This window comes from Geothrix sp. SG200, assembly GCF_022808935.1.
Classification (GTDB): Bacteria; Acidobacteriota; Holophagae; order Holophagales; family Holophagaceae; genus Geothrix; species Geothrix alkalitolerans.
Window position 1 is genome coordinate 71,556 of record NZ_JAKZFR010000007.1, and the last position, 12,139, is coordinate 83,694.

A 12,139-nucleotide genomic window follows, 5' to 3' on the forward strand; every position below is an offset into this window, starting at 1 on the left:
AGGTAGGCCTGATCGTCCTGGCCACGGGCCCGGATCGGCGAACGGTGGCACCGGACCGGCCATCGATCCGGCTCCGGGGTTCACAAGCCCGCGGGCGCCCCCGCCCCACCGCCGGCCACGGCGTTCAGGTAGAAATCCAGCATCGCGGCGAGGGAGGCCGGGTCCCGCCGCAGGCGGCTGCGCAGGGCCGCGCCCTCCCAGCAGTCCACCAGGCGGTCCGCCAGCTGCCGCACATCGCATCCCTCGGGAAGCTCATGCCTCTGCAGGGCCTCGTCGAGGCAGGCGGCCATGCGTGCCGCGATGGCGGCGAAGCAGGCCTCGATCTTGGCCCGGAAGGCCTCGCTCACGCCCGACAGCTCCTGGCCGAGGCCGCCCAGCAGGCAGCCCATGTAGCCCTGCTCCCGGTAGGCTTGCTGAGTGAGCTCGAAGAAGGCTCGCACCCGGTCGAGAGGCGGCCGCGTCCGGTCCTGAAGACAGGCGTCCAGACCCGCGTGGACCTGGGCCATGTAGGCGTCCACCACCTGGAGGGCGAAGTCCTCCTTGTCCTTGAAGTGGTGGTAGAAGGAGCCCTTGGGGATCTCCGTGGCCGAGAGCAGGGCTTCGATGCCCAGGCCGTTGTAGCCTCGCTCCAGCAGCATGCGGAGCCCGGCCTCGATCAGGTGCTGCTTCGTCGAACGCGTCATCCCCTCGTCTTCTCGATCAGGTGGTCGATGACGCAGGTGTGTTCATGCTGAGGGCTGAACATGATGAGGTCCGCATCGGCGTCCACCCGCACATTGTGCCCGGGTGGCCAGTAGAACAGGTCGTCGGCGGCCACAGTCTCCTGGCGCCCCGCCGCGTCCGTGGTGGTGATCCGGCCTTTCAGCACGAACCCCCAGTGCGGGCACTGGCACAGATCGCCGTCCAGGCCCTTGAACAGCGGCGTGGTATCCACACCCGCCGCCAGGCTGAAGTACTCTCCGCTGAACTTCCCATAGCCGTTCGTGTCCCCGAAATCCCGCTGCTGGCGCATGGTGACCCCCGGAACCTGCAGCGCAGTCGGGACCGCATTCTTGGCGATCTTCATACCTCCTCCTTGTTTTTTTCAGGCACTAGACCGGTCAGTCCAGAGACACGATAGGCCGCCGCCACGCCTCGTCAACCAGGCAAGCGCAAAAAAATCATGCCGCCATCAATGCTGGTTTAATCCAATATCATGCACCGTTTAGCAGGCACCCATGGCATGGATCACGCAAGGATCGGTGGGGGCTCAGCCGCATTCTTTCAAAAAAAGCAACCAATGGGTTGCGTCATCCCCCGGTCCGCTTAACATGCAACCAGGAGGTTACACGTAATGACATCGAGCACCGACTGCATCAGGAAGGAGATCCATCTCCGCGCGCCCCGGACACGGGTCTGGAAGGCGCTGTCGGACGCCGAGGAGTTCGGCACCTGGTTCGGGATGAAGCTGGAGGGGCGCTTCGTGCCCGGCCAGCCGGTCTTCGGACGGATCACCCACCCCGACTACTCGCACATCCACCTGGAGATGAGGATCGAGCGCATGGAAGCGGAGCGCCTCTTCTCCTACCGCTGGCACCCCTATCCCATGGACATGAAGCGGGACTACTCCGTCGAGCCCATGACCCTCGTGGAGTTCCACCTCGAAGCGGCCGAGGGCGGCACCCTGCTCAAGGTGGTGGAATCCGGCTTCGACAGCCTGCCTCCGGACCGGCGCGACGAGGCCTTCCGCATGAACGACGCGGGCTGGACCGGCCAGATCACCCGGATCGAACGCCATGTCACGAGCTGAGGCTCTCTCTCCCACGCGGCTGAAGGATGCGGCCCCGCTCTTCGCCGCCCTGGGGGATGCCACGCGGTTGGGCCTGCTCGTGAGCCTCTGCTCCGGTGGACCGCTCACGGTCACGCGCCTGAGCGGCCAGTTCGACGTCTCCCGGCAGGCCATCACCAAGCACCTCGACGTGCTGGCCGAAGCGGGGCTCGTCAAGAGCAGCCGCCGGGGACGGGAGCGCATCTGGACCTTCGAGCCCAAGCGCCTCGAGGATGCCCACCAGTACCTGGAGCGCCTGTCCAGGGAGTGGGACGTCGCCCTGGGGCGGCTCAAGGCCTTCGTCGAAACCTGATACCCGTCCGGCCTCCGGGAACAGACACCCGTCCCCGATGCCTCCATCTCCTGCTTCCAGGCGGGCGGATCCCCGTCTGCCCCGCACGACCAACCCGCGCCACCGGCGCCCTTCTCAAGGAGGACCCATGTCCCAGCCCTGGACCACGCTCTTCTCCCTCAACCGTCAGGTCCTGATGGCAAGGAACCTGGCCGACGTCACCCAGGATCAGGCGGACCAGCCGCCGGCGCCCCACCTGAACAGCATCACGTGGATCCTCACCCACCTCGTGGAGAACCGGCGCTGGCTCCTGGAAACCCTGCTCGAGTCCGGCGACCGGCCGGCGGCGACCGGGCCCCGGTCCCTGGCGCAGCTCGATGCCGCGATGGACGAGACGCAGGCGGCCCTTGCGGAGGCCTTCGACGGCGTCGTCGACTGGCGCGAGCCGCGGACTCATCCCGCCATGCAGGTTGCCCTCCCCCTGGAGCAGATCGTGGGCACTTTCCTCATGGAGGAGGCCTACCACCTGGGCCAGATTGGCACCGCCCGGAAGCTCATGGGGATGCCTGGCGCGATGAAGGCTCCCGAGACCGCCAAGGTCTAGCCGGAGGTCCCCGATATCGGCGTGGAGTCGTCCCCGCCGGTGCGGGCCACCCCGCCCTTTCATCGACACGAGGAAAGAAGACATGACGCGTTCCACAATCGGAATCATCGGTGCTGGGAGCATGGGAGGGGTCCTTACCCGCCACCTTGCCGAACTCGGTCATCACGTCTTGATCGCGAACTCGAGAGGTCCCGAGAGCCTGATGGCGTTCGCGGCCACCATCGGCGCGACCCCCGCTCCCGTAGCTGAGGTCGCACATGCCGGAGACATCATCATCCTTGCGATTCCAACGAAGGCGGTCCCCAATCTTCCACCTGGGTTGTTTTCAAGTCTCTCGAGCAGCGTTGTCGTCATCGATATCGGCAACTACCATCCCGAACTCCGCGATGGCCGCATCCACGCAATAGACCAGGGGCTGACCGACAGCCAGTGGGTCGCGCAGCAGATCGGCCATCCCGTGATCAAGGCATTCAACAACATCTTCGCCGGGAGCCTTGCCGAACTAGGGGCACCGAAGGGGACAAGGGGGCGGAGGGCCCTGTCGGTCTGTGGCGATTCTGCTGAAGCCAAGGCGACCGTGCTCGGCCTCGTCGACGATCTCGGGTTCGACCCGGTCGATGGTGGCACTCTGCGCGAGTCCTGGCGACAGCAGCCCGGAACGCCGGCCTACTGCCACGATCTCGACGCCGCCTCCCTCCGGCGTGCACTCGCCGGGGCCGACCAGAGCCGGACCGCCCAATACCGCGCCGAGCAAGAGGCTCGCATCAGGCGATCCTTGCGAGGCCGCGAAGGATAACCCGACCGAAGCGAATGGCGATCACGGCGACAGCCAGAAGCGTCAACGGTTGATGCTTCTGGCGTCGTCGGGCCTCACTCCGCCATCTTCGCCCACTCCGCCAGCACGCGCTGGGCCTGGATCACGGGGCCGCCTTCGCCGGGCGGCATGGGCAGCAGCACGGCGCCGTCGGGGTTGAGCTGGGCGTCCTTCCGGGCGCGCACCCAGGCCATGAGCTGGGCGGCATCCACCGGCGTCTGGGGGCTGAGGCGCAGCTTGAGCCGGCCGGACTGGACCGTGACTTCGCTGACGGCGAGGTGCTGGGCCCGCAGCTTCACCTTGAGCACCTCGAAGAAGCGCTGGGTGTCGGGGTCGTCCTCGGGCACGCGGCCGAAGCGGTCCTCCAGATCGAGCCGGTAGAGGTCCAGGTCCTTCTCCTCGCGCAGCCGGGAGATGCGCTTGTACGCCACCAGCCGTTCGGCGGCCTGGTCGATCCAGCGGCGGCTGAGCTGGGCGCCCGGCGCCAGGCCGTCCACCTTCACTTCGAAGGCGGTGCTGGGCTGGCCCTGCAGCTCCTGGAGCGTCTCCTCCAGAAGCTTCACGTAGAGCTCGAAGCCGATGTCGTGGATGTGGCCGCTCTGCTCGCCGCCCAGCAGGTTGCCCGCGCCGCGCAGCTCCAGGTCCATGGCGGCGACGCGGAAGCCGGAGCCCAGCTCCGAGAAGTCCTCGAGCGCCTGGAGGCGCTTGCGGGCGTCCTCGCTGATCTCGTGCTTGGGCGGGATCATCAGGTAGGCGTAGGCTGGCACGTCGCTGCGGCCCACGCGGCCCCGCAGCTGGTAGAGCTGGCTCAGCCCGAAAGCGTCCGCCCGGTGGACGATGAGCGTGTTGGCGTTGGGCACGTCCAGGCCGTTCTCCACGATGGTGGTGGCCACCAGAACGTCGATGCGGCCTTCCATGAAGCCGAGCATCACCTGCTCCAGGCCCTCGTCGCTCATCTGGCCGTGGCCCACCGCCACGCGGGCGTCGGGCACCAGCTCCCGCACACGCTCGGCGATGCTGATGATGGACTCCACGCGATTGTGCACCAGGTAGACCTGCCCGCCGCGGCGCAGCTCGAACTGGACGGCCGTCTGCACCAGCTCGTCGCTCCAGGGCGCCACCACGGTCTCGATGGCCAGGCGGTCCTTCGGCGGCGTCTCGATGAGGCTGATTTCGCGCAGGCCCGTGAGGCTCATGTGGAGCGTGCGCGGGATGGGCGTGGCGGAGAGCGCCAGCTGGTCCACGTTGAGGCGCAGCTTCTTCAGCTTCTCCTTGTGGCCCACGCCGAAGCGCTGCTCCTCGTCCACCACCACCAGGCCCAGGTCCGCGAACGTCACCCGGGCGCCCAGCAGCTGGTGCGTGCCGATGACGATCTCCACCTTGCCGTCGGCCACCTCCTGGAGGATGCGCTTCTGCTCCGCCGGATCGACGAAGCGGTTGAGCATCTCGATGCGGATGGGGAAGCCCGAGAACCTTTCCCGGAACGTCCTGAAGTGCTGGAAGCAGAGCACGGTGGTGGGGCAGAGCACGGCCACCTGGCGGCCTTCCAGGGCCACCTTGGCGGCGGCGCGCATGGCGACTTCCGTCTTGCCGAAGCCCACGTCGCCCACCAGCAGGCGATCCATCGGTCGCGGCGACTCCAGGTCCGCCTTCACGGCCTCGATGGCCTCGATCTGGTCCGGCGTGGGCGTGAAGGGGAAGCTGGCGTCGAAGGCCGCCATATCCGGCCCGTCCGGCGGGTAGGCGTGGCCCTTCTCAAGTTTTCTCTGGGCGTAGAGCTTGAGCAGCTCGTCGGCCATGTCGCGGATGGCCTTCTTGGCCCTGCGCTTGACCTTGGCCCAGGAGGCGCCGCCCAGCTTGTCCAGGGGTGGCAGGTGGCCCTCGGCGCCGGTGTAGCGCTGCACGAGGTCCGCCCGCTCCAGGCTGACGTTGAGCTGGCCGCCGTCGGCGTAGCGGAGCTGGAGCACCTCCTGCTCCTCGCCGCCCACGGTGAGCGTGGCGAAGCCCAGGAACTCGCCGATGCCGTGGTCCAGGTGCACCACGCGGTCGCCGGGCTTGAGGTCCCGAAGGTCCGAGAGGAAGGCCGCGCTGCGGGATTTCTTCGGCGCCGCCTGGATGGCCTTGCGACCGAAGACTTCCCGCTCCGTGAAGAGGGCGAGGCGGCACTCCTTGATGAGCACGCCAGCGCTGAGGTTCAGGCGAAGGGCCCGGCAGCCCGTCTCGGTGCCGTAGGCCTGGGGCAGGTCGTAGTCCCGCAGGAACTCCGCGAAGCGGTCCCGCATGCCGGGCGTGCTGCCCGCCAGCACCACCCGGAAGCCCGTGAGCGCCAGCTCCTGTGCCTGCTCCGCCAGGTCCGGCAGGCGCCCCTGGAATTCCCGCAGGGGCTGGACCGTGACGGGCACCGTGGCCTCGCTTTGCCACTCGGTGAGGAGGAGTGAGATTCGGCTTGGGTCCGAAGGGAGGAAGCGGTCCTCGAAATCGGGACACACCACGCCACCGCGGCGCAGGGTGGCCAGGCCCTCCTCGATGCGGGCGCGCTCGGCTTCGCGCAGGGCCTCCTCCCAGGCAGGATCGAGGCGCACCCGCAGGCAGGGTGGCACCCAGTGCACCAGCTGCCCCTTGGGCTGGGCCAGCAGGGGGTGGAACAGCTCCTCGCCGGGGAAGTGGCCGTGGGTGGCCAGCCGCGCCCTGCGGAAGGCCAGGTCGTCCTCGGGTTCGGCGGTGCGGTCCGCCCGGGAGGCCACGGCGGCCAGCAGGACCTGTCCGTCACCGCGCTCGCCCTCGAAGCGCGGATAGAGGGTGAGCGATTCCAGCGACTCGCCCGTGCGGCGCTGGGTGTCGGGATCGAAGGGCGAGAGGCGCTCCAGCTCGTCGCCGAAGGTCTCCAGGCGCAGGGGCTGGTCCAGGTGGTCCGGCCAGAGGTCCACCACCATGCCGCGGGAGCTGAACTCGCCCGGCGCGCCGGCCATCTCCGTGCGGCGGTAGCCCAGGGCCACCAGGGTCTCGAGCAGCAGGTCCCGGGGCACCTCGGCGCCGATCCTCAGTTCCAGCTTCTGCTTCTGGAACCAGGTGGGATGGGGCAGGCGCTCGCTGGCCGTGAGGGGCCCCGTGACCAGTACCTGCACCCGGCGCTCCAGCAGGCCCACCAGGGTGGAGAGCCGGTCCCGCAGCACCATGCCCGGCGGGCTGCTCTCGCCGCCGACATAGGCCGCGAAGCCTGGGAAATGGGCCACACCCGCCTCGGGCAGCAGGGCCTGCAGGTCCTGGGCCAGGGTGCGGGCCTCGGCTTCGCTGGGGGCGTCCACCCACAGGGACTGGACCCGCCCACCCTTGGAGATCCAGGCCGCCAGCACCAGGGCCAGGGCCGGCGGCGACGCCCAGCGCAGCCGGGCCCCCGAGACCGCAAGGGCCTCCGCGGGAGCCTCGGCCAGGCGGAGCAGGTCCCTCAGATCAGCGCCGGCAGCAGTCATGGCACCCTCCAGAGTGCCTCAACCCGGCCCCGGAGACGAGTTCAGATTTCGCGGACCGCCCATTCCCGCGGCATGAGCACCCGGTCCCACCACACGCCCTTCTCGCTGCGCTTGCCCACGGCCAGGAACATGTTCACTTCCGCGCCGCGGGGCAGGCCCAGCAGCGCCTTGACCCGCCAGGGATCGAAGCCCTCCATGGGACAGCTGTCGTAACCCTCGGCCCGCAGGGCCAGCATGAAGGTGGCCGCGGCCAGGGCCGTGCTCTTGTGGGCCATGATCCGGAGGTCCTCCCGCGCCATGAGGTTCGGGGTGGGCTTGAACAACGAGATGGCCCGGCTCGCCAAGCGCTTCACCGGCCCCAGGATGCCCAGGGGACCGGTGGTGTAGATGGTCGGGATGATCTTCCGGTAGTAGGCCGCCTGGCTCGGGCGCAGGGGGCCGCGCGATTCGAACACCCGCAGGATCTCGTCCCGGTTCCGGCGCCAGGTATCCCGGCGGGTGACCAGGGCAATGAGCAGCGGCGCGGTCTTGGCGGGCATCTGGTCCAGGCAGGCCGCGTTGGCCGCCTGCCGGACCTTGGGATCCCGGATGACCACGAACTCCCACGGCTGGAGGTTGCTGGAGCTGGGCGCGAGCCGGGCGGCATCGAGGCAGCGGTCCAGTACCTCCTGGGGCACGGGATCCGGAAGGAAGTCACGGACCGTGCGCCGGGACTCCACCGCGGAGAAAAAGAGGGGCTCAGGCATCCGGCGCCTCCGCCAGGGGACGGACGGGCTGGGGTTCCGCCACCTCGCGGCCGAGACCGCGGCGGATCCGGGCCCAGAGCTTGGCCAGGCTGAAGTCCTCGAGGATCTCGAAGAACACGGGCACCACGATGAGGGTGAGCATGGTCGAGGTGATGAGGCCGCCCACCACGGCGCGGGCCATGGGGGCGCGCATCTCGGCCCCGGCGCCCAGCGCGAAGAAGAGGGGGGCCATGCCGCCGACCATCGCGAAGCTGGTCATGAGGATGGGCCGCAGCCGCACCATGCCCGCGCGGACGATGGCCTGGCGGCGGGGGATCCCCTCCTCGCGCTCCAGGTGCAGGGCGTGGTCCACCAGGAGGATGGCGTTCTTCGTCACCAGGCCCATGAGAAGGATCATGCCGATGCTCGTCATCATGGACATGGAGTCGCCCGTCACCAGCAGCATCATCACCATGCCCACCATGGAGAGCGGCAGGCTGGCCATGATGGCGATGGGCAGCTTGAAGCTCTCGAACTGGCTGGCGAGCACGAAGTAGATGAAGAACACGGCCAGCAGCAGGGCGGAACCCATGTAGCCCGCCGTCTCCTTCTGGTCGCGGGTCTGGCCCAGGAACTCCACCCGGACGCCCTCGGGCAGCTTGCCGCTGGCCTTCAGCTCGGCCACTTTCTGGGCGGCGCCGGCGCTGACCTCGCCCAGGGTGGCGCCCTCGAAGTTGGCGTCCACCTCCACCTCCTCCATGAGGTCGTGCCGCTGGAGCTTGGCGGGGGCGATGCCCTCCTCGAAGCGCACCACCTGGTTGAGGCGCACCAGCGGGTGCTTGCCGCCGCCGAGGTCCTTGGTGCTCTGCACGGTCATGTTGGCCAGCTGCGCCGAGAAGCGGCGCTCCTGGTCGGCGAGGCGCACGCGAACATCGCGCTGCTCGCCCCTCTCGTCCTCGTACTTGGCCACCTTCTCGCCATCCACCAGGGGACGCACGAGCTGGGACACCAGGGCCGGGCTCACGCCCAGGTCCGAGGCGGCCTTGCGGTCCACCACGAGGCGCAGCTCGGGCTTGCCGCTGTCCAGGCTGGTGGTGACGTCCACGGCGCCGGGCACGCTGCGCAGGGCCTCCTTCACGAGGGGCACGGCCTGGATGACCGCGTCCCGGTCCGGCGCCTGCACGGCGACCATGATGGGGAAGGTGGTGCCCCAGTCATTGACCGCGCCCACGGCGGCGTCCACGCCGGGCACCGTGCGGAAGGCTTCCCGGATCTGCCGGCGGATGACGACCTGGTTCGGGCGCCTGCCCTCCTTGAGCTTGATGTAGATGCTGCCGGCGTCCACGGTGCCGTTGAGGCCCGTACCGATGGTGGTGTAGGCGAAGGCCACGCCGGGGACGGACCGGATGGACTTCTCCAGGGCCAGGGCCTTCTCGCGGGTGGCCGCGAGGCTGGAGCCGGGCTCGGCCTTGAAGGTGGCCTGGAGGTCGCCGCGGTCGTAGTCGGGCATGAAGTTGTTGCCCAGGAGCCCCGCGAGCATCATGGCCAGCACGAAGCTGCCGCCGCCCAGGGCCATCACAGTCTTGCGGTGCTCCAGGGCCCACTCGATGGCCCCCTTGTAGACCACTTCCCACCGGTCCAGCATGCGGCTGAAGGCTTCCACGGCCCGCATGACGGGGTTCCGGCCCTGGTAGTGGACGTGTCCGTCAGAGCTCTTCTCGTGCTCGGGATCCGGCCAGACGGCGCTGAGCATGGGGTCCAGCGTGAAGCTGACGAACAGCGACACGGCCACGGCGAAGGCCACGACGATGCCGAACGGGAAGAAGAACTTGCCCACGATGCCGCCCATGAAGGCCACGGGCACGAACACCGCGAGGATGGACATGGTCGTGGCGATGACGGCGGGGCCGATCTCCGCCGTGCCCTCGCGGGCGGCGGTCACGTGGTCCTTTCCCATCTCCGCGTGCCGCGTGATGTTCTCGCGGACCACGATGGCGTCGTCGATGAGGATGCCGATGGCGAGGCTGAGTCCCATGAGGGTCATGGTGTTCAGCGTGAAGTCCATGGCCCGCATGATGATGAAGGTGGAGACCACGGACACCGGCAGGGTGAGGCTGGTGATGAGCGTGGACCGCCAGCTCTTCAGGAAGAAGAACACGATGAGCACCGTGAGCGCGCCGCCGACATAGATGGAGGTGTTCACATCGTCTACGTTGTCGATGATGAAGCGGGCGTTGTCCTTGGCCGTGGCCACCTCGACGCCCTGCTGGGCTAGCTCGGGCTTCAGCTCGTGCAGGGCTTTTTCCACCGCCGTGACCATGGCCACGGTGTTGCCGCCGGTCTGCCGCTGGATCTCCAGGGCCACCACGTCCTTGCCGTCCAGACGGGCCAGGCTGCGCTTCTCCTTGATGCCGTCCACCACCGTGGCCACTTCCCTCAATTCGATCGGCCGGCCTTCCTTGTTGCCCACGATCACGTGGTCGAAATCCGCCACGGACTTGGCCTTGGCGTCCACCTTCACGGACATTTCGCGGTTGCCCTGGAGCAGGTTGCCGCTGGGGATGGCCATGGTGTCCCCACCCAGGGCGTTCTTCACGGCCTGGAGAGAGAGCCCCTGGGACTCCAGCTTCTGGGGATCCACCTGGATGAGGATCTCGCGGGTGCTGCCGCCCACCGCGTCCACCTTGCCGACGCCGGGGATGTTCTCGATGCGGCGCTTGAGGAAGTCCTCGGCGATGCGGGTCAGCTCCCGGTCATCCATGCCCGGATGCTTCGCGTCCGGCTTCACCACGAGAGAGAGCACGGGCAGCTGCGCCGGGTCGAACTTGGAGATGACCGGCTCCTCGATGTTGCTCGGCAGGTCGCGGCGGATCTGGCCGATCTTGGTGCGCACGTCATTGAGAGCGTTGTCCACGTTGCGCCCCAGGTGGAACTGGATCACCAGCGTGCCCAGCCCCTCCTGGCTGGTGGAGCTGATCTCCTTGATCTTCTCGATGGGGTTGACGGCCTCCTCGATCTTGCGCACCACGTCCTGCTTGACGGACTCAGGGCTGGCGCCGGGGTAGACGACGGAGACGGTGACGGTGGGGATGTCGGTGTTGGGGTACTGGTCGATGCCCAGGGTCTTCACGGAGAAGAGGCCCAGCACCACCAGTGCCAGCATGATGCAGACCGTGAAGACGGGCCGGCGGATGGAGAGGTCGGACAGGAACATGGCTCACTTCCCTCCCGCGGCAGAGCCGCCATTGGCGTTGCTTGGCGCGGAGCCGCCATGGGCGTTGCTCGGCGTGGAGCCGCCATTCGGGCTGCCCGGGGCGGCGCCGCTGATCACGCGCAGGCGGCTGCCTTCGGACACCAGGTCCTTGCCGCTGTCGACCACCTGGGCGCCGAGTACCACGCCACTGACGATGGGACGGTAGCCGTCCTGCTCGGGCCCCAGCACCACCTTGTGGCGCCGCGCCACGTCCTGCTCCGCCACGAAGACTTCCGCATCGCGGTCCTGTGCCTTCACCAGCGTGGCCGGAAGGGCCGGGGCTTTGGTCGCGCCCTCGCCGAGGATGACCCCCTCCACGAAGAGGCCGCCCTTCAGCGTGCCGTCCACGTTGGGCACTTCGATCCGGACGCGCAGGGTGCGGCCGTCCTGGGAGAGGCTCGGACTCACCTGGGTCACGCGGCCCTCCACGAGGCGGTCCACGCCGATGCTGCGGAAGGTGGTCCGCTGGCCCACCTTCACCTGGGCCATGGCCTCGGCGGGCAGGTCCGCCCGGATCTCCAGCTTGCGGTTGTCCACGACCTCGAAGGCCGTCTGGCCGGGGCTGAGCATCTCGCCGGGCTGCACGGCCCTGCGCGCCACCTGCCCCGCGAAGGGCGCCACAAGGCGGGCCTTCTTGAGGCGCAGGCGGGCCAGGCCAAGGTTGCTGTCCGCGGCCTGGGCGGCGGCCTGGGCGGCGTGGTAGGCGGTCTCCGCCTGCTGCGCCGCCTGGCGGGTGATGCTGCGCTTCTCGAGCAGGGCCACGGAGCGATCGTTGTCGCGCTGGGTCTGGAGGGCCTGGGCCCTGGCCTGCGCGGCCTGGGCCTCGGCGGCCTGGACACCCAGCTGGTAGTCGTCCTCGTCCTGGGCACCCAGGAGGGCCCCGGCCGCGACGCTGTCGCCTTCCTGCACCAGTACGCGGGTCACGCGACCGGTCACTTCGGCCTTCAGCTCGGCGCGGTTCACGGCCAGCAGCGTGCCCGTGAAGGCCACGGCGGGCCGGAAGCTGCGTTCCTGGACCGGCACCAGGGTGACGGCCACGGAGCCTTCGGCCTTCACGGCGGCCTGGTGGTCCAGCTCGGCGTTGCGCTTGCCGCGGTGGAAGGTGGCGGCCCCGGCGATGATGGCGGCCGCGAGTCCGGTGGTGATGATCAGGGTTTTGCGGTTCATGGTCGAC

10 protein-coding genes are annotated in these 12,139 nt (G+C 68.8%); 4 read left to right on the forward strand and 6 right to left on the reverse strand.

Going from position 1 to position 12,139, the window contains the following annotated elements:
* Positions 1-80: 80 nt before the first annotated feature.
* Positions 81-683 carry a TetR/AcrR family transcriptional regulator gene (locus ML539_RS13600; RefSeq protein ID WP_243324718.1) on the reverse strand — a complete coding sequence of 201 codons (603 nt, stop codon included), beginning with the start codon at positions 681-683 and terminating at the stop codon, positions 81-83.
* Positions 680-1,066: a hypothetical protein gene (locus tag ML539_RS13605; protein WP_243324719.1), complete on the reverse strand. Its 387-nt coding sequence runs from the start codon at positions 1,064-1,066 to the stop codon at positions 680-682. The genes ML539_RS13600 and ML539_RS13605 overlap by 4 nt, the downstream gene beginning before the upstream one ends.
* A gap of 267 nt (positions 1,067-1,333) precedes the next feature.
* Between ML539_RS13605 and ML539_RS13610 the strand changes: the two genes are divergently transcribed.
* The 4 genes from ML539_RS13610 to ML539_RS13625 all read left to right on the forward strand — a co-directional run bounded on the left by ML539_RS13610 (position 1,334) and on the right by ML539_RS13625 (position 3,499).
* The gene (locus ML539_RS13610; RefSeq protein ID WP_243324721.1) at positions 1,334-1,789 is read left to right on the forward strand and encodes an SRPBCC family protein; all 456 of its coding nucleotides are present in this window, start codon (positions 1,334-1,336) and stop codon (positions 1,787-1,789) included.
* Positions 1,776-2,120 (forward strand): metalloregulator ArsR/SmtB family transcription factor, encoded by a 345-nt coding sequence (locus ML539_RS13615; RefSeq protein WP_243324723.1) that lies wholly within the window; start codon positions 1,776-1,778, stop codon positions 2,118-2,120. Before ML539_RS13610 ends, ML539_RS13615 begins: the two co-directional genes overlap by 14 nt.
* A gap of 127 nt (positions 2,121-2,247) precedes the next feature.
* A complete protein-coding gene (locus tag ML539_RS13620; RefSeq protein ID WP_243324724.1) occupies positions 2,248-2,703 on the forward strand; it encodes a DinB family protein in 456 nt (151 codons plus the stop codon).
* Positions 2,704-2,785: 82 nt separating this feature from the next.
* Positions 2,786-3,499 (forward strand): NAD(P)-binding domain-containing protein, encoded by a 714-nt coding sequence (locus tag ML539_RS13625; protein WP_243324726.1) that lies wholly within the window; start codon positions 2,786-2,788, stop codon positions 3,497-3,499.
* 74 nt (positions 3,500-3,573) lie between these two features.
* Here ML539_RS13625 and mfd read toward each other — a convergent pair whose 3' ends face one another.
* Genes mfd through ML539_RS13645 form a run of 4 tightly spaced genes read right to left on the reverse strand, consistent with a single transcriptional unit; the run spans position 3,574 to position 12,132 of the window.
* On the reverse strand, positions 3,574-6,987 hold the full coding sequence (gene mfd, locus ML539_RS13630; protein ID WP_243324728.1) for a transcription-repair coupling factor: 3,414 nt from the start codon (positions 6,985-6,987) through the stop codon (positions 3,574-3,576).
* 41 nt (positions 6,988-7,028) lie between these two features.
* Positions 7,029-7,733: a nitroreductase family protein gene (locus ML539_RS13635; RefSeq protein WP_243324730.1), complete on the reverse strand. Its 705-nt coding sequence runs from the start codon at positions 7,731-7,733 to the stop codon at positions 7,029-7,031.
* Positions 7,726-10,926, reverse strand: a complete 3,201-nt coding sequence (locus ML539_RS13640; RefSeq protein ID WP_243324732.1) for an efflux RND transporter permease subunit — start codon at positions 10,924-10,926, stop codon at positions 7,726-7,728. Before ML539_RS13640 ends, ML539_RS13635 begins: the two co-directional genes overlap by 8 nt.
* Positions 10,927-10,929: 3 nt before the next feature.
* Complete coding sequence (locus ML539_RS13645) at positions 10,930-12,132, reverse strand: efflux RND transporter periplasmic adaptor subunit (RefSeq protein WP_243324736.1); 1,203 nt, start codon at positions 12,130-12,132, stop codon at positions 10,930-10,932.
* Positions 12,133-12,139 lie beyond the last annotated feature (7 nt).

Coding starts and splice junctions, on each gene's coding strand:
- ML539_RS13605 (WP_243324719.1), bottom strand. CDS start 1,066: ATGAAGATCGCCAAGAATGCGGTCCCGACTGCGCTGCAGGTTCCGGGG.
- ML539_RS13615 (WP_243324723.1), top strand. CDS start 1,776: ATGTCACGAGCTGAGGCTCTCTCTCCCACGCGGCTGAAGGATGCGGCC.
- ML539_RS13625 (WP_243324726.1), top strand. CDS start 2,786: ATGACGCGTTCCACAATCGGAATCATCGGTGCTGGGAGCATGGGAGGG.
- ML539_RS13635 (WP_243324730.1), bottom strand. CDS start 7,733: ATGCCTGAGCCCCTCTTTTTCTCCGCGGTGGAGTCCCGGCGCACGGTC.
- ML539_RS13620 (WP_243324724.1), top strand. CDS start 2,248: ATGTCCCAGCCCTGGACCACGCTCTTCTCCCTCAACCGTCAGGTCCTG.
- ML539_RS13610 (WP_243324721.1), top strand. CDS start 1,334: ATGACATCGAGCACCGACTGCATCAGGAAGGAGATCCATCTCCGCGCG.
- ML539_RS13640 (WP_243324732.1), bottom strand. CDS start 10,926: ATGTTCCTGTCCGACCTCTCCATCCGCCGGCCCGTCTTCACGGTCTGC.
- mfd (WP_243324728.1), bottom strand. CDS start 6,987: ATGACTGCTGCCGGCGCTGATCTGAGGGACCTGCTCCGCCTGGCCGAG.
- ML539_RS13600 (WP_243324718.1), bottom strand. CDS start 683: ATGACGCGTTCGACGAAGCAGCACCTGATCGAGGCCGGGCTCCGCATG.
- ML539_RS13645 (WP_243324736.1), bottom strand. CDS start 12,132: ATGAACCGCAAAACCCTGATCATCACCACCGGACTCGCGGCCGCCATC.